The organism is Binatus sp. (SeqCode), assembly GCF_049584895.1.
In the GTDB taxonomy this organism is placed as follows: Bacteria; Desulfobacterota; Binatia; order Binatales; family Binataceae; genus Binatus.
The window spans coordinates 20,676-41,553 of the sequence record NZ_JBAUYR010000004.1; the positions used below are offsets into that span (position 1 = coordinate 20,676).

At 59.8% G+C, this 20,878-nt stretch carries 20 protein-coding genes; 12 read left to right on the forward strand and 8 right to left on the reverse strand.

The genetic code is table 11. The features are described 5' to 3' along the window. From cysT to WB650_RS01000, 6 genes are all read right to left on the reverse strand, one after another. Positions 1–840 (reverse strand): sulfate ABC transporter permease subunit CysT, encoded by an 840-nt coding sequence (cysT, locus tag WB650_RS00975; RefSeq protein WP_422307059.1) that lies wholly within the window; start codon positions 838–840, stop codon positions 1–3. A gap of 3 nt (positions 841–843) precedes the next feature. Further along, positions 844–1,878: a sulfate ABC transporter substrate-binding protein gene (locus WB650_RS00980; RefSeq protein ID WP_422307061.1), complete on the reverse strand. Its 1,035-nt coding sequence runs from the start codon at positions 1,876–1,878 to the stop codon at positions 844–846. Between the two features lie 12 nt (positions 1,879–1,890). Next, the gene (locus tag WB650_RS00985; protein WP_423959086.1) at positions 1,891–3,375 is read right to left on the reverse strand and encodes an OprO/OprP family phosphate-selective porin; all 1,485 of its coding nucleotides are present in this window, start codon (positions 3,373–3,375) and stop codon (positions 1,891–1,893) included. A gap of 120 nt (positions 3,376–3,495) precedes the next feature. Further along, a complete protein-coding gene (locus tag WB650_RS00990; RefSeq protein WP_422307065.1) occupies positions 3,496–4,431 on the reverse strand; it encodes a right-handed parallel beta-helix repeat-containing protein in 936 nt (311 codons plus the stop codon). 49 nt (positions 4,432–4,480) lie between these two features. Then, the gene (locus WB650_RS00995) at positions 4,481–4,678 is read right to left on the reverse strand and encodes a YezD family protein (protein ID WP_422307067.1); all 198 of its coding nucleotides are present in this window, start codon (positions 4,676–4,678) and stop codon (positions 4,481–4,483) included. Between the two features lie 55 nt (positions 4,679–4,733). Next, positions 4,734–5,192 (reverse strand): RrF2 family transcriptional regulator, encoded by a 459-nt coding sequence (locus WB650_RS01000; protein ID WP_422307068.1) that lies wholly within the window; start codon positions 5,190–5,192, stop codon positions 4,734–4,736. A gap of 249 nt (positions 5,193–5,441) precedes the next feature. Between WB650_RS01000 and WB650_RS01005 the strand changes: the two genes are divergently transcribed. The 12 genes from WB650_RS01005 to WB650_RS01060 all read left to right on the forward strand — a co-directional run bounded on the left by WB650_RS01005 (position 5,442) and on the right by WB650_RS01060 (position 18,807). Beyond that, positions 5,442–5,909: a cupin domain-containing protein gene (locus WB650_RS01005; RefSeq protein WP_422307070.1), complete on the forward strand. Its 468-nt coding sequence runs from the start codon at positions 5,442–5,444 to the stop codon at positions 5,907–5,909. A gap of 112 nt (positions 5,910–6,021) precedes the next feature. Further along, positions 6,022–9,258, forward strand: coding sequence for an efflux RND transporter permease subunit (locus WB650_RS01010; protein WP_423959088.1), 3,237 nt, complete (start codon positions 6,022–6,024; stop codon positions 9,256–9,258). Positions 9,259–9,265: 7 nt separating this feature from the next. Beyond that, positions 9,266–10,396, forward strand: coding sequence for an efflux RND transporter periplasmic adaptor subunit (locus WB650_RS01015; protein WP_422304950.1), 1,131 nt, complete (start codon positions 9,266–9,268; stop codon positions 10,394–10,396). 17 nt (positions 10,397–10,413) lie between these two features. Next, positions 10,414–10,959, forward strand: a complete 546-nt coding sequence (locus tag WB650_RS01020; RefSeq protein ID WP_422304948.1) for a hypothetical protein — start codon at positions 10,414–10,416, stop codon at positions 10,957–10,959. Between the two features lie 71 nt (positions 10,960–11,030). Next, positions 11,031–12,080 (forward strand): Mrp/NBP35 family ATP-binding protein, encoded by a 1,050-nt coding sequence (locus WB650_RS01025; RefSeq protein ID WP_422304946.1) that lies wholly within the window; start codon positions 11,031–11,033, stop codon positions 12,078–12,080. A gap of 90 nt (positions 12,081–12,170) precedes the next feature. Further along, the gene (locus tag WB650_RS01030; RefSeq protein WP_422304944.1) at positions 12,171–12,506 is read left to right on the forward strand and encodes a YfhL family 4Fe-4S dicluster ferredoxin; all 336 of its coding nucleotides are present in this window, start codon (positions 12,171–12,173) and stop codon (positions 12,504–12,506) included. A 19-nt stretch (positions 12,507–12,525) separates the two neighbouring features. After that, positions 12,526–13,845 carry an inositol-3-phosphate synthase gene (locus WB650_RS01035; protein ID WP_422304942.1) on the forward strand — a complete coding sequence of 440 codons (1,320 nt, stop codon included), beginning with the start codon at positions 12,526–12,528 and terminating at the stop codon, positions 13,843–13,845. Positions 13,846–13,900: 55 nt separating this feature from the next. Further along, positions 13,901–15,151, forward strand: coding sequence for a bifunctional phosphopantothenoylcysteine decarboxylase/phosphopantothenate--cysteine ligase CoaBC (gene coaBC / locus WB650_RS01040; RefSeq protein WP_422304940.1), 1,251 nt, complete (start codon positions 13,901–13,903; stop codon positions 15,149–15,151). A 7-nt stretch (positions 15,152–15,158) separates the two neighbouring features. Continuing rightward, a complete protein-coding gene (locus tag WB650_RS01045; protein WP_422304938.1) occupies positions 15,159–15,950 on the forward strand; it encodes a uracil-DNA glycosylase in 792 nt (263 codons plus the stop codon). After that, positions 15,947–17,284 carry an NfeD family protein gene (locus tag WB650_RS01050; protein ID WP_423959092.1) on the forward strand — a complete coding sequence of 446 codons (1,338 nt, stop codon included), beginning with the start codon at positions 15,947–15,949 and terminating at the stop codon, positions 17,282–17,284. The genes WB650_RS01045 and WB650_RS01050 overlap by 4 nt, the downstream gene beginning before the upstream one ends. An 83-nt stretch (positions 17,285–17,367) precedes the next feature. Beyond that, a complete protein-coding gene (locus WB650_RS01055; protein ID WP_422304934.1) occupies positions 17,368–18,147 on the forward strand; it encodes a slipin family protein in 780 nt (259 codons plus the stop codon). Between the two features lie 57 nt (positions 18,148–18,204). Beyond that, the gene (locus WB650_RS01060; RefSeq protein ID WP_423959094.1) at positions 18,205–18,807 is read left to right on the forward strand and encodes a histidine phosphatase family protein; all 603 of its coding nucleotides are present in this window, start codon (positions 18,205–18,207) and stop codon (positions 18,805–18,807) included. A 3-nt stretch (positions 18,808–18,810) separates the two neighbouring features. Here the strand turns inward: WB650_RS01060 and recO are convergent, their stop codons facing one another. Together recO and WB650_RS01070 are read right to left on the reverse strand one after the other, a co-directional pair. Further along, positions 18,811–19,593, reverse strand: coding sequence for a DNA repair protein RecO (gene recO, locus WB650_RS01065; RefSeq protein ID WP_423959096.1), 783 nt, complete (start codon positions 19,591–19,593; stop codon positions 18,811–18,813). Between the two features lie 6 nt (positions 19,594–19,599). After that, positions 19,600–20,733, reverse strand: a complete 1,134-nt coding sequence (locus WB650_RS01070; RefSeq protein ID WP_423959098.1) for an AAA family ATPase — start codon at positions 20,731–20,733, stop codon at positions 19,600–19,602. Between the last annotated feature and the right edge of the window lie 145 nt (positions 20,734–20,878).

Below are 20,878 nucleotides of genomic sequence, written 5' to 3' on the forward strand. Positions count from 1 at the left end.
TCAAGCCGCCAGCCGGCGGCTACTCCACCTTTGCAGCACGTTGATACCGAGCAGAATCACGAACGACGCCGTTAGCATCACCACTGCGATCGCGGTTGCGCCGGCGTAATCGAATTGCTCGAGCTTGCTCATGATCAGCAATGGCACAACTTCGGTATGCATCGGCATGTTGCCCGATATGAAAACCACCGAGCCGTATTCGCCGAGAGCGCGCGCAAATGCGAGCGCAAATCCAGTCAGCAGCGCGGGCACCAGCGCGGGCGCGATTACCAAAATGAACGTTTGCAATCGGCTCGCGCCGAGCGTCGCCGCAGCCTCTTCGTATTCCTGATCGAGATCCTCGAGCACGGGCTGTATCGTGCGAACCACGAACGGCAGCCCGACGAAAGTCAGCGCGACGATCACTCCGAGCGGCGCGTACGCGACTTTTATTCCGAGCGGCGCGAGGTAACGACCGATCCATCCGTTGCCCGCATAAATCGCGGTGAGAGTGATTCCCGCCACCGAAGTCGGGAGTGCGAACGGCAGATCGACCATCACGTCGATCAAAGTTTTGCCGGGAAACTCGTAGCGCACGAGGCTCCACGCAACGATGAAACCGAACACCGAGTTGATCAGGGCGCCCGCGATCGAGGCGCCGAAGCTTAGCTTGTACGCCGCGATTGTGCGAGGACTCGCGACGGCGGCCCAGAATTGAGGCCAGGTCAGCGTAAACGTCTTGAAGAAGATCGTCGAGATTGGAATCAGCACGACAATCCCGAGGTAGGCGAGCGTGAAGCCGAGCGTCAGCCCGAATCCTGGCAGCACGTTCTTGTTTCTCGTCTTAGCTTTCGTTGCCATCCGCTAACTTCCCGGCTGATAGATCTTGTCGAACACGCCGCCGTCGCCGAAGAACTTCGGCTGTGCCTGTTTCCATCCGCCAAAATCCGAATCGATTGTAAGGAGGGGCAGGTTCGGGAACTGGTTCGCATATTTGGCGGCGACGGTATGGTCTTGAGGACGGAAAAAATTCTGCGCGATGATTTCCTGTCCTGCCGGCGTGTACAGAAATTCCAGGTACGCCTTCGAGATAGCCGCGGTGCCGTGACGGCTATCCACCTTGTCGACCCACGCGACCGGAGGTTCGGCCCGGATGCTCAGTGACGGATACACGATCTCGTATTTGTCGGCGCCGAATTGCTTGATCGCCATCCGCGCTTCATTCTCCCACGCGATCAGCACGTCGCCTATTTCGCGCTCGACGAAAGTCGTGGTCGAGCCGCGCGCACCCGAATCGAGCACCGGCACGTTCTTGTAGAGCGCGCCGACGAACTCCGCCGCCTTGGCCTCGTCGCCGCCATTCTTCTTGAGCGCGTAGCCCCACGCCGCGAGAAAGTTCCATCGCGCGCCGCCCGAGGCTTTCGGATTCGGCGTGATCACCGAGATGCCCGGTTTCACCAGGTCATCCCAATCGTGGATCTTTTTCGGATTACCCTTGCGCACCAGCAGCACAATCGTCGACGTGTAGGGACAGCTATTGTCGGGCAGACGCGACTGCCAGCTTGCCGGCAACAAGTCGGCGTTCTCGACGATCGCATCGATATCGCCCGCGAGGCCGAGCGTCACCACGTCAGCCTCGAGTCCGTCGATCACAGCGCGCGCCTGCTTGCCCGAGCCGCCGTGCGACTGATTGATAGTGACGTCGTCGCCGGTCTTCGCTTTCCAATCCTTGGCGAACTGCGCGTTGACGGTTTCGTAGAGTTCGCGAGTTGGATCGTATGAGACGTTGAGGAGCGTGATTTCTGCGCCGCGCGATTGCCCAACGGCAAAAGCAACGCTCGCCGCCATCACGACGACGGCGGCGAGCGCTTTAGCAAATCTTAATCTGTGACCAAACATTCTTTGCTCCAGTTAAGATCCGAAGGAAATTTGCAGTTGCGACTCGAAGACGCTTTCGTTGGGCCGATCCTTTACGTCGGTGGCCGTGCCGGCGCCGCCGTTGAAGAACGTGTTCGCATAGTCGAACTGCCACTTGACGTTGGGGGTCAGGTACCAGTTGATGCCCGCAGCAAACTCGGTCGCGGTTTTTGCCGACAAGCTCGGATTGGCGAAACCGAGCTGGAACTGCCGGGTCTGCGCGGCGACATTACTGATCCTGGCCGCCACCTCCCATGCGCCAAAGAATCCATTGCGCGGGTCGAACGAATGATAAGGCTTGACCCAACCGTACGACGCGTCTTCCCCGGTCAGTATGTAGGAAGCCTGCGCCATATAGCCGGTGTCGGTGAAGGTATCGGTGCGATCGATTAGCCTTTTGAACGGAGCACTACCCTTGGTAGTAAACAGGTTCAGCGAGTGCTCGTCCTGCGCATATTCGGCCATCAAGCCAAGACCCCGCCAGTAGTAGTAAGCCTGGGGCTCGAGACGAGCGCGCAAGCCCGACGCGGTTACGCCAGAGTTGTACGAGAACCAGGTACTCATGCCGTAGGTCCGGTAGACCGAGGTCGTGGTGCCGCGTTCATCGCCATAAGTGCCGGCGAAACCGAAGCCCAGCCCCTTGAGCCATCGGGTCTCGCTGAGTTCGAACGGCGTCGCGAAGATACGGCCGACGAAATCCTTGCCGTCATTGTTGTCGAGGTCGGTAGTATCCGCGGCAGTGTTGTCAGGTACTCCATTCATCAGTGCGGCGTCATAGAAAATGCGGCCATCGAGCAGTCTGCCGTGCAGGCTGGCACCCGTGTCGCGGTTCGGGACAATGTTCTGGATCTCCGAACGCTCGCTGAATTCCAGGTCGCGGTCCGACTGCAAGCGCTCGAGATCAAGCGGCGCCTTGAACTTCCCGGCCCTCAGGCTGGCATAGTCCCAATAGGTCATATTGATGTACGCGTCCTGCAGCGTGACCCTGCCCTGGCCGAAGTCGGGCGTGATGTTGAAGTTGTAGTACTGGCCGAGCGAGCCGGTCAGAATCGGCCGCACCCGATTCAGGAAGAATGTGCTGCCGACGTCCTTGTCCGAGCCGCTGGTGAAGAAGCGGCCGTCGCCCTGGATGATTCCACTCAAATTGAGATTGTAATCGTGGTTGGGTGAGGAGAGCGAGAATCCTTCCTCGCCTACGTGGACCACGGGCATCGAGAGCGCCTTCTGATGCTCGGCCTGCACGGTCTCCTGCTGGACTTCCAGCTTGCGGTCGATCACTTTCACCTTCTGGTCAAGTCCTTCGAGCGTATCGACCCGGTGCTCGAGCTGGTTGATTTCTGTCTTGAGCAATTGAATTTCCTGATCTCTCGGATCTGCGGCGGGTGTCGACTGCGCGTGCGCCGGCCGGGCGGCGAAGACCACCCCGATAATTACCGCCGCCAGCATGACCGGCAGAATCGGCAAAGTGAGTTTTCTCATCTCGGAAGCCCCTCATCGTATTGGGAACTTCCGGATGTCCGGTCAGCTCGCGGTTGGAAATTAGCTCTGTCATGGTGCAGCCGGATCCTTCCCTGGTCCGAGCTCCTTCCTGAGTTTTCGTCATTTGATGCAGCCGCCCGGCTGGTTGTTGGTCGCCGTCGAATCGTTGGCGAACCATTTGTTGCTGCCGCAACTCGAGTTCGCGTCGAACAGATCGTCCTTCGGATTGTGTGTGCCGCCGCTCAATACCTGGTTGGTCACGATCGAATCTTTGGCGCCGATATCCAGCGCGACTCCATAGTTGGCGTTCGCCTGGATATTGCCGGTGAAAATGTAGTTGCCGGGCGACGGTCCTCCACCGCATCCGGAGCTGGTCGGGCCGATCGCCGAGCATCCTACGTACAGTCCGATATCGCCGTTGGACTCAGTTTTCGAATTGGTCACGTCACTGACAGACGTTTGCCTCAGCCATATTCCGTAGTTGAGATTGTTCTCCGCCGTAGTGTTAGTCAGCTCGATGTCCTCGGCTTTGAACAGCTCGACGCCCGCCGTTCCATTGGTATTCGCCGTGACATCGTCGGCGACGGTCTGCCTGCTCTGAATCAGCAAGCCGATGTCGAATCCGCTAATAACGGAGCCCCGAAATTCCAGAAAGTCCGAGCGGAAGGGAGCGTGAACCCAAACTCCGATTCCGGTTGGACTCGTGCCGCCGGGGCCGGTGATGTTTTTCTTGCCGCCGTCCAGGATCACGAAGCTCGAGGCGATCTCGATGCACGCACCGGCCGGTGTGAGTCCCTGTGTCGAATCGATTGCAAGCCCGATCTTGTAGGATCCCGATTTGACGATGCTGCATCCGCACGAATTGATGGTCGGGGGGCATGCGGTCTGGGCGGAGGCCGCGGCGGGCATCATCAAGCCAGCAGTTGTCGCCAGTATCGGCAGGATCCACGGAAAACGGAGCGTAGCGCGGTTTCTCATCTCAAAAAGTCCCTCGTCGACTGGGGGAACTTCCGGATGACCGGTCAGCTCGCAGTTGGTGATTGACGGCTCTGGCATGATGTACCCGGATCCTTCCCTGGTCCGGGACTCCTCTCTTATCGATCGGCTATCCACGACCGGTCTTGTCGAAGCGAAACTTTTCTTTGCGCTCGATTTGCACGACGCGCGAGTCCTGGATCACGACCTCGACCGATCCGAAGCGCACCCCGCTGATTGCGTTCGCGATTCGCCGGAGGATTTCGTTGCCCGGATCCCCATCTGGTTGAAGGTCGACGCGGCTGTTCAGATTCGAATCTGGTTTCATAATCTATCCTATTAGATGACTAGACTAATCTTTCAAAAAAAGGCTGACTCCATTTTCAGATAGAGAAACTCAGCGATTCGTTGCCGCTGACCACTGCCTCGACCCGCTTGAGCATGTCCTCGAGCGAAGTCGAATCCATTATTCTCGCGGTCGCGTCGCGGACTTCTTTCATCACGATCCTGATGCCGCAACTGCGCTCGTCGCGACACTCGCGGCATCGCATGTAAGCCGTCTTGCTGACGCATGGCAACGGCGCGATCGGCCCGTCCAGCACGCGTATTATATGCCCGACGCTGATCAAGTGAGGCTCGCGTCCAAGGAAATATCCACCGCCCTTGCCCTTCTTGCTCTGCAGGAGCCCCTGGTTCTTGAGCTCGAGCAGTATCAGTTCCAAAAACTTGCGCGGGATACCCTCGCGCTGCGCCATATCAGAAATCAACACCGGTCCTTGGCCGTATTCCTTGGCCAGGACCAGCATCGCCTTGAGGGCATATTTGGATTTCTTTGAAAGCATATTTGTTTATAAGCCGATAGATTTACTAGACTAAATGCTCAATCTAGTCAAGACTCTCGCTAGGATTCGAATTTCCGATGCGCCTATTGGGCACTGGTTCAGTTTGAGAACCAGTGCCCAAGTTCCCAAGACTGCACTCGCCAAAGCGAGGCGCGGTTGCAGGTTGCCTCAGCCGGGGTTGCGCGATTTTATGGTGGCTGAGCGCCCGGTGTGTTCGCCAATTCGAGCAGAGAAGCTAAGGAGAACGCCATGACCAGCGAGGAAAAAAATTGGAAGAGCGATGGCGTCAGGATCATTCCTGGCGATTCGTTGGATCAGAACACTCCGCAATCGCCTGGAATGACTCGGGCCGCGGCTATCAACCACGCTCGGGTCGGAGCCCAGAAAATCTGGGCCGGGACGGTCAGAATCGAACCGAATGCCAAAACCGGACCGCACCATCATGGATCGCTCGAGAGCGTCATTTACGTCATACGCGGGCGCGCGCGTATGCGATGGGGCGAACATCTGGAATACACCGCGGAGGCTGGGCCGGGAGACTTCATTTATATCCCACCCTACGTGCCGCATCAGGAAATAAATGCTCTGACGCAAGACCCGCTCGAGTGCGTGATTGTCCGCAGCGACCAGGAAGCTGTGGTTGTCAACCTCGACATTGAAGCCGTGGAGAAGCCCGAGGCGGTCGCGTGGATCGACCCTATTCACAGGAGTAACTGACGGGATTCAATTCGTTCGCACTTGAATACGATTGCAGGTTGCCTCAGCCGGGATTGCGCGATTTTATGGTGGCTGAGCGGACAGAGAGCCGCGGGCCAGGAATCGTTGCAATATGTGGATAGTCGCACTCGCTCTGAGGCGTCCGGTCACCATCATCGCGATGGCCGCGTTGATGATGCTGTTTGGGCTGTACTCATTTTTCTCGATGTCCAAGGACATCTTTCCCGCCGTCAACCTGCCCGAAGTCAACCTGGTCTGGTACTACCCGGGAATGTCGGCGCCCGAAATCGAAAAGCGGATCGTCAACATCACGGAGCGGGCGACCTCGCAGACCGTCACCGGAGTCGATCACATCGAGTCCAACTCCTTTAGCGGCATCGGGGTGGTCAAGATTTATTTTCAAGAGAACGCGAGCACCGCGCTTGCGATTGCGCAATTGTCCTCAGTCACTAGCGCGATCAGAAATATTCTGCCCCAGGGCATCGCACCGCCGACCATCCTGAATTTCAACGCGACCAACGTCCCGATCATCGACGTCATCAGCACCAGCGAAACGCTGTCGGAGATGCAGCTCTACGACTACATGTTCAACTTTGTCGGGTTGTTCCTGTTCACCCTGCCGGGAGTGCAGAGCCCGGCTCCGTTCGGCGGCGCGACCCGGCAGGTGATGCTCAACCTCGATCCGGGGCGGTTGTATGCGAAAGGGGTGTCCCCGCAAGACGTTTTGAACACGCTCGAGACATCGAACGTGATTCTGCCGGGCGGCACCGCAAAGTTCGGTAACTACGAATATGTCGTCACGCTAAACGGCAGTCCCATCAAGGTCGACGAGTTCAACCATATCCCGATCAAGTACCAGAACAACGCGACGGTGTTTGTTGGCGACGTGGCGCCCGCGAGCGACAGCTACGCGGTGCAAACCGACATCGCGCGTGTGAACGGGGTCCGGGCGTCGTTTCGTTACGTGCTGAAGCTCGCGTCGGCGTCGACGCTCGACGTGGTTAACGACGTCAAGGGCGTCATTCCGCGAATTAACGCTCTGGCGCCCAAAGGGACCAAAATTTACCTGGCCTTCGATCAATCACTGTTCGTCAAAGATTCACTGATCGACGTCTTTCAGGAAATTTTCATTGCTTCGGTGCTGGTCGGGATTATGACGATCGTTTTTCTGGGGTCGTGGCGCAGCACCCTCATCGTGATCACGTCGATTCCGCTCGCGATCATGACCTCGATCGCCGCACTGCACGTGACCGGACAAACGATCAACATAATGACTCTCGGCGGGCTCGCGTTGTCGGTCGGAATGCTGGTGGATGACGCGACCGTCGAGGTTGAAAATATCCATCGCAACCATGCGATGGGTAAACCGCTGGCGGTCGCCATTCTGGACGGGGCGCATCAGATCGCGATGCCGGCGCTGGTCGGCACGCTTTGCATCTGTATCGTCTTCGCGCCGGTCGCGATGCTGAAAGGCGTGTCGAAATTCCTGTTCACTCCGCTCGCGATGGCCGTAATCTTCGCGATGCTCACGTCGTATCTGCTCTCGCGAACGCTGGTCGCCACGATGGCGATAAACCTGTTGCCCGAGGATCCCAATGAGCACGGAATCGGCGGGCGCGTAGGCGAGTACCTCGAGCGGTTCGACCAGGCTTTCGAGCGTTTCAAAGGGAGATACAAAAGCGGACTCACGACCGCGCTGGAGCATCGCGGGCTGGTGCTCGGATGCATCGCGGTAGTGATTCTATCGTCGATGTTGCTGTTGTTCGCGGTTGGCCAGGATTTTTTTCCGTACGTCGACGCGGGTCAAATCAAACTGCACGTGCGGGTACCGGCTGGAACTCGGCTGGAAGAGACTGAGCGGATGATGGCGAAGGTCGAGAACATCGTGCGCTCGACGATTCCTTCCGACGAACTTCAACTGATGACCGATCACATCGGTCTGCCGGTCTACTGGGCGCTGCTCTTTTACCAGACCGATACGATCGGTCCGCAGGACGCGGATCTGCAGATCGAATTGTCAGAGAAGCATCATCCGAGCCTGGGATACATCAAGAAGATTCGTCAAGCGGTGAACGAGCAGATGCCCGGCGTGCAGATTTATTCGCAGGCCGCGGACATCACGAGCCAGGTGCTCAACTTCGGCCTGTCGGCGCCGATAGACGTTCAGTTTCAAGGCCGGGACGCGTACTCGTCGTACAAGCTCGCAGTCGAGCTGCTCCCCAAAATCAAAGTCATCCCGGGCGCGGTTGATGTGCGAATACCGGAGACTTTCGACTATCCCACGCTGAGAGTGAATATCGATCGGGCCAAGGCGCTGCAGTTGGGTATTTCGGAGAACCTGGCTGCCCAGAATCTGCTCAACTCGCTCGCCTCGAGCGTCGTTGTCGCTCCCAACAACTGGCTGGATTGGGACACCGGTGTTAATTACAGCGTTGCTGTGCAGACGCCGCAGCACGTGGTCAACTCGTTCGATGAAGTCCTCAAGACGCCGGTCAATGGCCTTGTCAGCAGCACCAGCAACAGCGATAGCACTACCACCGGCAGCAGCAACGCGCAGACTCAATTTGTGTCTAACATCGCGTCGATCGAACACACGGTGACGCCGCTTGGAATCGCGCACATGAACGTACTGCCGGTAATCGATCTGAACTGCGGGGTCGAAGGCCGCGACCTCGGTGGAGTCGCCGCGGACGTGCAGAAGGCGATAGCTACGCTCAAGGACATCCCGCCGGGAACGACGGTCCAGATTCGCGGCCAGAGCCAGGCGATGCGCGAGGCGTTCGGCGGAATGGGCTCCGGGCTTATCCTTGCGATGGTCCTTGTGTACTTGTTGATGGCGATAAACTTCCAATCGTGGCTCGATCCGCTGTTGATCATGATGGCGCTGCCGGGAGCCTTGGCGGGCGTGTTGTGGATGCTTGTGATTTGGCATACCACGCTCAACGTTCAATCGTTGATGGGAGCTATCATGTCGGTCGGGGTCGCGACCACCAACGGCAATCTGCTGATCACGTTCGCCAACGAGTACATGGAGAAGGAGAACGTCGATCCGATGACGGCTGCGATCGAGGCGGGCACCACGCGGCTGCGGCCGGTCCTGATGACCGCACTGGCAATGATTCTTGGGATGTTGCCGATGTCGCTGGCGCTTGGCGCCGGCGGAGGTGAGAATGCTCCGCTCGGGCGCGCGGTGATCGGCGGCTTGATAGCTGCGACATTCATGACGCTGCTGGTGATTCCGATCGTGTATTCGTTCGTGGGCGGCACTCGGATCAGCAAGCTGCAGCGCGACGCGCAAATGCGTCGGACCTGGGCACTGACCGAAGCCGCGAAAGAAGCGCAGATGTAAAAACTCGATGGCTGAACAAACCTCCACCACATCCTCGAGCGGCCTTGGTTTTTATCTCAAGTGGATCGCTCTTCCGTTGATCGCCATCGTCGTGGCAGCCGGAATCGTGCTGGCGCGCGAGCTTTCGCTCCGCAATCAGCGCGACGACCTGGCGCAGGCAGCGGCGCGAGGGCGTACTGTTCTATGCACCAAACTGCACGGAGAGACGGCCGCGCGCACGATCATTCTGCCGGGCGAGGTCCATGGCTTTTACGAGACGCCGATCTACGCGAAGATTTCCGGCTACGTGAAAGACATGTTCGTGGATAAGGGATCGGTGGTGAAAGCAGGCCAGCTGGTCGCCACCATCATATCGCCTGAAACCGATCAGCAAGTCCGCAACGCGAAAGCGACCTACGACCTTGCGAAGATCACAGACGATCGCAATCAGGTGCTCGTAAAGAATACCGTCATCCCGCAGCAGACTGCTGATGAAAGCCATCTGACTATGCTCGCGGATTTGGCGAGCTGGAAATCCCTGTATGCCACGCAGCAATACGAGCGTGTCTATGCGCCGTTCGACGGAATGATCACCGTGCGCAACCTATACCCGGGCGCGCTCGTCGCCACGCCGTCCGCCGCGGGTACATCGAATCCGAGCATCTACGAGATAGCGACCCTGAGCCCGCTTCGCGTCTATGTATATCTGCCGCAAACCTTTACTCCGCTGGTACATGACGGCGACCCGTCGGTAGTTACAGTCGACGAGTATCCGGACCGCGATTACAAAGGATCGATCACGCGGCATCCGAGCGCGCTGGACCAGGCGACGCGAACGATGCTGCTCGAGGTCGACCTGCAGAATCAGGACCTATCATTGTATCCGGGGATGTACGCGAACATCGCGATTACGATCAAAGGATCGAGCGGGGCGCCGCGGGTCCCTGACCAGGCATTGATCTTCAACGGCGAGAAGGTCTATGTCCCGATCGTGCGCGACAATCGAATTCATCTGGTCGATGTGAAACTCGGTCTTGACGACGGGATCAACTGCGAGATAACCCGCGGCTTGAAGGGCGATGAGACGGTGGCGCTTGCGCTGGGCCAGGCGGCTGTAGAAGGAGAATTGATCCGACCTTTGATTGCAAAGGGCAACTAGCTGCGGTAGCGGGGGCGATGAAGAGGACATACGAAAAAGAGCGGGTCGCCGCGCTCAGTGCGGGTCTCGCGATAATTGTTCTGGCCTGGACCGCGGCGCAGGCCTTTGCGTCGAACTGGATCGATTCCCTGGGCGTCCTTTCGGTATGGTTGTATGGACCTATTTCGGCGGCAGCGTGGGGTCTCCTGAGCGCCATCTCGTACGTACTCATAGTCCGGGCGCAACGAGGCAACCCGGCGCTATGTCCTGAGCACGAAGAGGCGACTCGCGAGCTTCGGCGGAAAACCTGCGAACTGACGAAGGTCCCCGTGTGCATCGAATTCGTCGACCAGCTCGAGCGCGACAAGCTCGGCGCTCTGATGGGCGGCTTCGCGATCACGATCGCGACGTGGCTCGCGCTCTTATCGTTCGCGCCGCACGATTGGCTGGACGGCATCGTCAGCACATCGCCGTGGATCTACAGTCTGGCGAGCATGGTAGTTTGGTGGGGCTCCGCAGAGCTTATGTATTGGGGCTTCCGCCACAGCCGCCATCAGGGTACGTCAATTCCTCACGCGCACTGATTCCGACAGTTATCGAACCTCGCGGCCTGCGATGCTTTCGACGGGCTAATGCATCTGCGATAATCGCAGCAGTGGCACGTCAGGTACCTAATGATGCGGTTATCGAAGCGCTCGGACACGTAAAGTATCCCGGTTACTCCGCCGACATTGTTGCGCTTGGAATCGTCGAGGATGCCCAGCCGGCGCCCGACGGCAGCTACGCGGTCACGCTCCGGCAGGTCAGCGAGCGCGACGAGGTGATTCGCGAACTCGCCGCGAAAATCCATCACGCACTCACGCACGATCTCGGCGTGCCCAAGGTCGAGCTCCGTGTGCATCGAATCGAAGCTGAGCTTGGCGAGAAAACCGGGCGCGTGCGGCTCGAAGGCACCAAGCACATCATCGCAGTCGGAAGCGGCAAGGGCGGAGTCGGCAAATCCACCGTAGCGGCAAACATTGCGGTGGCGCTGGCGCGATTGGGGCTCAGCGTCGGGTTGCTCGACGCCGATATTTACGGGCCGTCGGTACCGATGATGTTCAACGTCGGTGACGAGCGCCCTAAGTCGGCGGGCGGACAGAATTTCTACCCAATCGAGAAGTATGGCGTGAAGCTGATCTCGATCGGATTTTTCCTCGGAGAGAAGGCGCCGGTTATCTGGCGCGGGCCGATGGTGATGGGCGCGGTAAGACAGTTCCTGAAAGACACGCTGTGGGGTTCGCAGGATTTTCTAATCGTCGATCTTCCGCCCGGCACCGGCGACGCGCAACTCACGCTCGCGCAGCAGGTCTCGCTCGATGGCTGCGTAATCGTCACGACCCCGCAGGACGTTGCGCTGCTCGACGCGACCCGCGCGGTCAAGATGTTTCGCCAGGTGCATTGCCCGATTCTCGGCGTGGTCGAGAACATGAGCTATTTCGTTTGCCCCGATTGCGGCGAGCGCGATGAACTTTTTGGCTACGGCGGTGGCGAGAAGATGGCAGCGGAGGAGGGGACGAATCTGCTCGCGAGGATCCCGATCTATCCCGACGTGCGGCAGGCGGGCGACGACGGGATGCCGATAGTTGTCGCGAATCCCGCGCATCCCGCGAGCATTGCGTTCCTGGAACTTGCACGTCGTATCGCAGATGCCGTCGCCGACTGAATGGATAGCGCGTTACTTGCTCCACCTGCCACGCGCCGATATTGTTGCCGTTCGGTCCGATCGTTCTAAGACCGCTTGCGGAGCTGGAAGATGTCGACGCTGATAACAGAAGAATGCATCAACTGCGGTGCGTGCGAGCCGGAATGCCCCAACACCGCGATTTACGAAGGCGGCGCGCAATGGGAGCTCAACGGCGCGACCAAGCCGGCGATCAAGGAAGACATCTATTACATCGTCCCCGACAAATGCACCGAGTGCGTCGGCTTCTTCGATCAGGAGCAGTGCGCGGCGGTATGCCCGGTCGATTGCTGCATCCCCGACCCCAACATTCCCGAGACTGAAGAGGTGTTGATCGAGCGCGCTCGCGTGCTCCATCCCGATCAAACCTTCGGCGCCGAATTCCCCTCGCGGTTTCGAAAGGGTTGATCCCAAGGAGCTCTGAAGTTTGACGACAAAAGGTCCCGTCCGAATCGCACCCGCGGACGGCAAGCTCGGCGTGCTGCTTCCCGGCATCGGCGCGGTCAGCACGACGTTCATCGCGGGAGTCGAGGCGGTCAAGCGTGGCCTCGGCGCGCCGATCGGATCGCTGACGCAGCTCGCCACCGTTCGGCTCGGCAAACGCACTGAGGGACGCACGCCGCTGATCAAGGATTTCGTACCGCTCGCGAGGCTCGAGGATCTCGAATTCGGCGGCTGGGACATTTACGAAGACAGCGCGTACGAAGCCGCGCTCAACGCGGCGGTGCTCGATCGCGGGCTCCTGGAGCAGGTGCGCGAGCCGCTGGAAAAACTTCATCCGATGGATGCAGTTTTCGATCAGGACTACGTGCGCAACATCCGCGGCAGCAATCTTAAAGAAGCGCGCACCAAGATGGACAAGGCCGCGATGCTGATGGACGACATCCGGGATTTCCAGAAGCGCACGGGAGTCGCGCGCACCGTGATGGTCTGGTGCGGCTCGACCGAGGTGTTCCATCGTCCGTCGGCGGTGCATGAATCGCTGAAGGCGTTCGAGGCCGGGCTCGCGAACAACGATCCCGAAATCGCGCCGAGCCAGATTTACGCGTACGCCGCGCTCAAGATGGGAATCCCATACGCGAACGGCGCGCCCAACCTGACGACCGATACGCCCGCGCTGCTCGAGCTCGCGCGCGAGACCAACCTCCCGATTTGCGGCAAGGACTTCAAGACCGGGCAGACGTTTATGAAGACGTTGATCGCGCCGGGGCTGAAGGCGCGCATGCTCGGGATGTCGGGATGGTTCTCTACCAACATCCTGGGCAATCGCGACGGCGAGGTGCTCGAGGATCCCGGCTCGTTCAAATCCAAGGAAGAGACCAAGCTGTCGGTGCTTGATCAGATCCTCCAGCCGGAGCTGCATCCGCAACTCTACAAAGACGTTTTCCATTCGGTGAAAATCAATTACTACCCGCCGCGCGGCGACTCGAAAGAGGGCTGGGACAATATCGATATCTTCGGATGGCTCGGCTACCCGATGCAGATCAAAATTAACTTTCTGTGCCGCGATTCGATCCTTGCGGCGCCGCTCGTGCTCGACCTGGTGCTGTTCATGGATTTGGCGCATCGCGCCGGCATGCGCGGGGTTCAGGAATGGCTGTCGTTCTACTTCAAGGCGCCGATGCATGCGCCGAACATTTATCCCGAGCACGACATTTTCATCCAGCTGATGAAGCTCAAGAACACGCTGCGCTGGATGCGCGGCGAGGACCTGATCACGCATCTCGGGCTGGAGTATTACGACTGACCGTCGATACGCAGGCCGTTTCAACCGCTGGCGCGCCGCATTAGAATCAGCATCGATGGGCGTGCTCGACGGCAAGACGATCGTGCTCGGGGTGAGCGGTGGAATCGCCGCTTACAAGTCGGCGGAACTCGTGCGGCTGCTGGTCAATGCGGGCGCGAATGTCCGAGTAATGATGACGCGCAACGCGACGGAGTTCATCACACCGCTCACGCTGCAGACGCTCAGCTCGAATCCTGTCGCCACCGACACGTTTTCTCTCACGCAGGAATCCGAGATCGGACACATCAGGCTCGCCGATAGTGCCGATGCGATCGTAATCGCGCCTGCGACGGCAGACGTTATCGCGAAGGCTGCGGTAGGTATCGCCGACGACATTGTTACCACCGTGCTGCTCGCGACGCGCGCGAAAGTTGCGTTTGCGCCTGCGATGAACGTGCACATGTACGAGCATCCTACCGTCGCCGAGAACCTGGCCAGGCTGCGGTCGCGCGGCGCGGTGATTATAGAGCCGGGCGAGGGTGCTCTGGCATGCGGCTACGAGGGCAAGGGGCGCCTGCCGGACCCGGCGGTCGTCGTCGCGGAAATCGAGAAGATGCTCTCCGCGCAGGATCTTGCGGGCGAGAACATCCTGGTGACGGCGGGGCCGACGCAGGAGCCGATCGATCCGGTGCGGTTCGTCACCAATCGTTCGTCGGGCAAGATGGGATTTGCGATCGCGCGCGCGGCATGGCGTCGCGGTGCGGCGGTGCGAATCGTCTCAGGACCGTCTGCGCTCGCGACTCCGTATGGCGTAGAGCGAGTCGACACGGTGACGGCGTCCGCGATGCTCGCGAAAACCTCCAGCAATTTTCCGTGGTCTACGGCGCTCGTGATGGCGGCGGCGGTTGCGGATTTCCGGCCTGCGAATCCTGCGCGCGGCAAGATTAAGAAAGATGCGCGCGGGCTTCGACTCGAGATGGAATCGATTGTGGACGAGATGCCGCTGCTGGCAGCGAAGAAAGGCTCGCGCCTGATAATAGGATTCGCAGCCGAGACCGACGACCTCGAAGCGAACGCGCGCGTCAAGCTCAAGCGCAAAGGACTCGACCTTATCGTCGCCAATGACGTGACCCGCGAGGGCGCCGGCTTCGAAGTCGATACTAATATTGTCACGCTGATCGGCGCTGACGGTAGCTCTCAGAGCCATCCACAGATGTCCAAGGACGCGGTCGCCGACCTGATACTCGATCGAGTCGTCGCGCTCCGCGCCGCCAAACCGAAGTCGGGCCGCGCGGATAAACCCTCGCGCTTGCGCGCCGTCAGATAGCCCTCGAATGGACGCTTCATCGCTCGATCGCCGCACGCTGGTCGCAACGATCCGCGACTACGTCGAGCAGTTGCGCGAAGAGGGCATGGAAGGGCTGCCGGCATCGACATCTCCCGCGCCGCGCGCGATGCCCGCTGCGCCGCTTGTTACTCCGAGCAAAGCTGACTCCGCGCCGATGTCGACCGAATTGTTCTCGAAATATCCAGGGCTCGAAAAGTCTTCGACGCTCGACGAATTGCGCGAGTTCATCGGAGATTGCCAGCGATGCAAGCTGGCGCCGCGACGGACCAATCTTGTCTTCGGTGTCGGCAATCCCAACGCAGATCTGATGTTCGTGGGCGAGGCGCCTGGCGCCGACGAGGACGCTCGCGGTGAGCCGTTCGTCGGCCGCGCCGGTCAGTTGCTGACCGACATCATCGAGCGCGGGATGGGGATCAGGCGAGAGGACGTGTACATCTGCAATGTGATCAAGTGCCGCCCGCCCGACAATCGAAATCCCGAGCCGGACGAAGTCGCGGCGTGCGAGCCGTTTCTGTTTCGTCAGATTGATATCGTAAAACCGCGCGCGATCATCGGGCTGGGAACATTCGCGGTGCAGGCGGTGCTCAAGGTGAAGATTCCGATCAGCAAGCTGCGCGGGAATTGGCAGGACTTTCGTGGTATCCGGTTCATGCCGACGTTTCATCCCGCGTATCTGCTGCGCACGCCCGGCGACAAGCGGCTGGTGTGGGCGGATATCCAAGAAGTGATGAAATATCTCGGGATGCCGATCCCGCGCCGCGGCGGTTCCGCGCCGTGAGCGCGCGCGCAAGATTCGTTTTCGTTGTCGTCGCGGCGTTGGCGATTGCGATTGGATCGTTCACGTCGCGACGAATCCTTGCCGCCGACGCGCCCGCGAAAGCGGCGCCTCATACGCCGCCATGGGTTGAGCTGATCACGATCGACGGCTCGATCAATCCCGCCGTCGCTTCTTACATCGACGATTCGCTGACGTCCGCAAATACCGACGGCGCAAGCGCATTGGTGATTGAGCTCGACACGCCGGGCGGGCTGCTGAATTCCGCGGAAAAGATCGTCAAGACAATTTTGGCGGCTCCGGTGCCGGTGATCGTGTACGTTGCCCCGTCGGGCGCAAGTGCCGCGTCCGCCGGCGTGTTCATTACCGAAGCCGCGCACGTGGCCGCGATGGCTCCTGGAACGACGATCGGCGCGGCGCATCCGGTGGAACAGGGCGGCGAAGATATCAAGGGCGCGATGGGTCAGAAGATTGAGAACTTCACCGCAACCTTCGCGCGCACGATCGCGCAGCAGCGCGGGCGCAACGAAGACTGGGTCGAGCAGGCCGTCCGCCACAGTATTGCGATTGGTGAGCGCGAGGCGCTCGCGAAGAACGTCGTCGATATCGTCGCGCCTGACATCCGCAGCCTGCTGACGCAGGCGACCGGCCGCAAGGTGCAGGTCGAGGGCAAAACAGTGACGCTCGCTCTGGCGGACGCCGCGGTGCGCCGCATTCGGATGACGCCCGGCCAGCAACTGCTCAACGTACTGGCCGATCCAAACATCGTCTACCTGCTGATGATGGCGGGATTGATTGGCCTGTACTTCGAGTTCGCGCATCCTGGCGTGATCTTTCCCGGCGTCGCAGGCGCGATTTGCCTGCTGCTCGCGCTCGCGTCGTTCCAGGTGCTGCCGGTTAATCTCACCGGCCTGCTGCTGATTTTTCTCGGCGTCGGAATGCTGATCTCGGAGGCCTTTGTCACCAGCTACGGAATCCTCGGCCTGGGCGGCGTCACGGCGTTTGTCATCGGTTCGCTGTTTTTTATCGACACATCGAAGACCGACCTGGCGGTGAATCGCAACATTATATACGGCGCTGCTGCCGCGCTGACGCTGATAATTCTAGGCATCGGATATATCGTGGCGCGCGAACGACGCAACCGCGCGACCACCGGCGCAGAAGGCATCATCGGAGAGGTTGGCGAAGTGCGCGAGGCGATCGCTCCCGGCACGCCTGGCAAAGTTTTCGTGCACGGCGAGATTTGGCGCGCCGTCAGCGCCGACGCGCTCAGCCCCGGCGCGCGCGCACGAGTCCAGTCGATCAACGGGTTGGAATTACAGGTGCAGAAGGCGTGAAGCTCGCGAGATTTCGCAGAGCCCGGAAGATAGCGTAGGGTATCGACAAGCCTCGCGCGCATTGGGGGCGAAGGAGAATCGCGATGGCGAGCGGAGTCGGCATAGTCGTCTTCATCGGCGTAATTTTCGTTTTGAGCGGGCTCAAGGTGCTCAATGAATACGAGCGCGGCGTCGTGTTTCGACTCGGGCGCCTCACTCCTTATCGCGGGCCGGGCGTGATTTTCGTGATCCCCGTGCTCGAGCGGATGGCGCGCATCGATCTGCGGACTGTGACGCTCGACATTCCGCCGCAAGACGTCATCACCAAAGACAACGTGACGGTCAAGGTCAGCGCGGTGCTGTATTTTCGCGTGGTAGATCCGTCGCGCGCGGTCACCGAGGTTGCGAACTACCTGTTCGCCACGATGCAACTTGCGCAAACCACGTTGCGTTCCGTCGGCGGGCAGACCGAACTGGACGAGTTGCTCAGCCAGCGTGACAAGCTCAACGCGCGCATCCAGGAAATAGTGGATTCGCAAACTGAGCCGTGGGGCGTGAAGGTCACGCTGGTCGAGCTGAAAAATATCGATCTGCCGCAGGACATGCAGCGCGCAATCGCGGCGCAGGCCGAGGCGGAGCGCGAGCGCCGCGCCAAGGTGATCGCGGCCGAAGGCGAATTCCAGGCGTCACAGCGGCTCGCGGATGCGGCCGAGATCATGAGCAAGAGTCCGATCACGCTCCAGCTTCGCTATCTGCAGACGCTCAAGGAGATAGCGACGGAAAACAATTCCACCACAGTTTTTCCGATGCCGATCGATCTGTTCGAACCGTTCCGCGCGTTCTCAAAATTGAGCGGCGGCGGTGACGACAAGCCCAAGACCTGAAAGCGGTGCGTCTTAGCGTTAGCACCAAATTTGATTTTCGGAGAAAATTTTTAGCTTATGGGTAAGCTGATCATGGTTCGTCATGGCGAGAGCGAGGGCAACGCGATCCGACGCTTCACTACTTCGGGCGAGGCGAAGATCACGGACCTCGGGCGCCGTCAGGCTCTGGAAGCCGCCGTCAGAATCAAGCTGAAGTATAAGCCGATACTGGTGATTGCGAGCACCTTCGCGCGCGCGAGAGAGACCGGGCTGATCATTGCCTCTGAACTGGGTATCCCGATCGAATACGAAGAACAGTTTCGCGAGATGAGTCTTGGCGACCTCGCCGGAAAACCGTACGACTCGATCGCCAACGATCCCAACTACGATCCGAAGCGTTCATGGGTATGGCGCGCGCCCAACGGCGAGAGTCATGAGGATGTACTCAAGCGGGTCGCGCCGGTACTCGATGCGGTTGCGAAAAAATATCTCGACGACGAGATCGTGGTCGTCAGTCATGGCGGTGTGATGCGAGCGGTGTGGTCGCATGTTACGGGAAGCTGGGAAAATGCGCACGTGCCGCCGAATTGCGGCATAGTCGTGATCGAACATCATGGCGGTCGCTACAGCAAGCCCGAAGTGATTTTTGGAGAAACTCCGGCGAGCGAAACCGGCGGATAGATCTCAGGCTTTACCTGCGCCCGGCAAAACTGAATCGAGAAATTCCTGACTGCGCAGTCGTCGATCGATGATCGATCCGATGAATCGCGCGAGCGCGAGAGCACCGTCCGGGCCTGCCGCCTCAGAGCCGGGCGAATCGCTCATCGGCAATACGCCAAGCCGTGCGAGGATCGTCGCAGCCCTGCTCGTCATCTTGATCGCGGCTTCCGGCACAGACGGCCGGCATTTCGCGCATACGATACCGCCGCGCGCCACGACGAAATAAACCGCCGCGCCGTTGTCGCCGTTGTTTCCATTAAGAGTCGCGCAGATTCGGCAGCGCGTGAACTCGAGTCCGAATCCCGCCCATCCGAGCAGTCGCATCTCGAACGCCTGCCGCAAAGCAGCGTCGGCGAACCGAGTGCTGAGCGCGCCGAGGCCATCCGACAACACACGATAGGCCTCGGCCGCTTCGCTCTCTTCGGTCGTCAGCGCGTCGGTGAGCTCAAGCATGTAGCTGCCGAGCGCGATCTTCGCGAGGTCGTCGTCGAGCACATGCTGCGTCAGATCGGCGGCTTCAGCGCGCGTGATAAACACCAACTGTCCGTGCGGTCTCCGCCGAAAGTGCAGGACGACGTGCGAAAACGGTTCGAGCTTGCGCTCGAAGCGATGCCGCGACGCCTTGGCGCCCTTCGCGATTCCGCTGAGCTTGCCGGCGTGAAGCGTTAGCAGCGTAACGATTCGATCGGACTCGGCGTAGTCGCGCGCGCGAAGCACGATCGCCGGAGTTGTTTCTTCGATCGGCATTAATTTCTAATCGCCGACGCTTCTGCGGAAGACGGCTTGCTGAATGTCCTTGACCTCGACGCGCATCCGCTCCGCGTTGGCAATCGCGCGGCCCGAGTCCGACGCTTCCTTCATCAGCACATCGAAACGCGCGGCGATATTTGCAAGCTTCGCGTTCGCCTCGGTCAACGCGCGACGCCGCAGCTCCTCACTCTCCCACGCACCTTCGGCGTACTCGCGCAGCTCGCGGCTCTCGAACACCAGCTCCTGCAGCTTGTCCTCGTAACCTCGCACGATTCGACGCAGCGCTTCGATCACTTTTGGCCGCTCTTCTGGATCCTTCCACAGGACGTGCGCGAGGAACATCAGATCGTCTTCGGCGACTGCGGAACGACCCGCGAGAATTGCGTGCGCGCGCAAAATGCCGAGTGAATTCTTCCAACGCCGATCTGACACGACGATTTGCTCTCGCGCGAGCTCGCGCCGAATTTGCGCAATCGCCTCGAGGATCGCGCCGGGCACCGTGACTGACGACGCCGCCGCGCGCAACTCGTCGAGCTCCTCAAACTTTAGCGTCGTGCGCGCGCGCTCCGGGCCGCCCGCCATCATGCGGATGAAGCCGTGTTCCTCGGTGATGTAATCGGCCATGAAACGCAGCATGAAGCGATCGTAAAGCGCGGTCAGCTCGTCTTCGTCGGGCAGTTCGTTCGACGCGCCGAACATCGTGATCAGCGGCACCGCGACGCGCTCGCGACCGTTGTGGAAAATGCGCTCGTTGATGATCGTCAACAGCGCGTTGAGGATCGACGAGTTGGCTTTGAAGATTTCGTCCAGGAACGCGATGTGCGCCTCGGGCAGTTTGTACGTAGTGACGCGCCGATAATCGTCTTCCTCGAGTCCCTTCAGGCTGACCGCGCCGAAAATTTCCTCCGGCGTGCTGAACTTCGTCAGCAGCCACTGAAAATAGTTCGCGCCTTCGATTCGCCGGCAAAGTTCGTCGGCCAGCATCGATTTGGCCGTCCCCGGAGGCCCGATTATCAGCACGTGATTCGCCGACAGCATTGCCACGATTGCGCCGTCGATCAGATCGGTTCGTTCGAGGAACATCCGGTTCAGTTCCTCGCGGATTCGCGCGAGCTTCGATAATGCGGTGTCTGCCATTCGCCTGTTAATCATGATCTCTACCAGACCGCAGCCAAAGACTTAACCCCATGCGCGCTTCGAGGCTTGCCGCCGCTCCGCCGCTGGCGCTAGATCAGGTAGTTGTACGCGGCAGGAGGATCGCAATGGAAAAGGCGCTGAGCGG

Coding starts and splice junctions, on each gene's coding strand:
- cysT (WP_422307059.1), bottom strand. CDS start 840: ATGGCAACGAAAGCTAAGACGAGAAACAAGAACGTGCTGCCAGGATTC.
- WB650_RS00980 (WP_422307061.1), bottom strand. CDS start 1,878: ATGTTTGGTCACAGATTAAGATTTGCTAAAGCGCTCGCCGCCGTCGTC.
- WB650_RS00985 (WP_423959086.1), bottom strand. CDS start 3,375: ATGAGAAAACTCACTTTGCCGATTCTGCCGGTCATGCTGGCGGCGGTA.
- WB650_RS00990 (WP_422307065.1), bottom strand. CDS start 4,431: ATGCCAGAGCCGTCAATCACCAACTGCGAGCTGACCGGTCATCCGGAA.
- WB650_RS00995 (WP_422307067.1), bottom strand. CDS start 4,678: ATGAAACCAGATTCGAATCTGAACAGCCGCGTCGACCTTCAACCAGAT.
- WB650_RS01000 (WP_422307068.1), bottom strand. CDS start 5,192: ATGCTTTCAAAGAAATCCAAATATGCCCTCAAGGCGATGCTGGTCCTG.
- WB650_RS01005 (WP_422307070.1), top strand. CDS start 5,442: ATGACCAGCGAGGAAAAAAATTGGAAGAGCGATGGCGTCAGGATCATT.
- WB650_RS01010 (WP_423959088.1), top strand. CDS start 6,022: ATGTGGATAGTCGCACTCGCTCTGAGGCGTCCGGTCACCATCATCGCG.
- WB650_RS01015 (WP_422304950.1), top strand. CDS start 9,266: ATGGCTGAACAAACCTCCACCACATCCTCGAGCGGCCTTGGTTTTTAT.
- WB650_RS01020 (WP_422304948.1), top strand. CDS start 10,414: ATGAAGAGGACATACGAAAAAGAGCGGGTCGCCGCGCTCAGTGCGGGT.
- WB650_RS01030 (WP_422304944.1), top strand. CDS start 12,171: ATGTCGACGCTGATAACAGAAGAATGCATCAACTGCGGTGCGTGCGAG.
- coaBC (WP_422304940.1), top strand. CDS start 13,901: ATGGGCGTGCTCGACGGCAAGACGATCGTGCTCGGGGTGAGCGGTGGA.
- WB650_RS01045 (WP_422304938.1), top strand. CDS start 15,159: ATGGACGCTTCATCGCTCGATCGCCGCACGCTGGTCGCAACGATCCGC.
- WB650_RS01055 (WP_422304934.1), top strand. CDS start 17,368: ATGGCGAGCGGAGTCGGCATAGTCGTCTTCATCGGCGTAATTTTCGTT.
- WB650_RS01060 (WP_423959094.1), top strand. CDS start 18,205: ATGGGTAAGCTGATCATGGTTCGTCATGGCGAGAGCGAGGGCAACGCG.
- recO (WP_423959096.1), bottom strand. CDS start 19,593: ATGCCGATCGAAGAAACAACTCCGGCGATCGTGCTTCGCGCGCGCGAC.
- WB650_RS01070 (WP_423959098.1), bottom strand. CDS start 20,733: ATGGCAGACACCGCATTATCGAAGCTCGCGCGAATCCGCGAGGAACTG.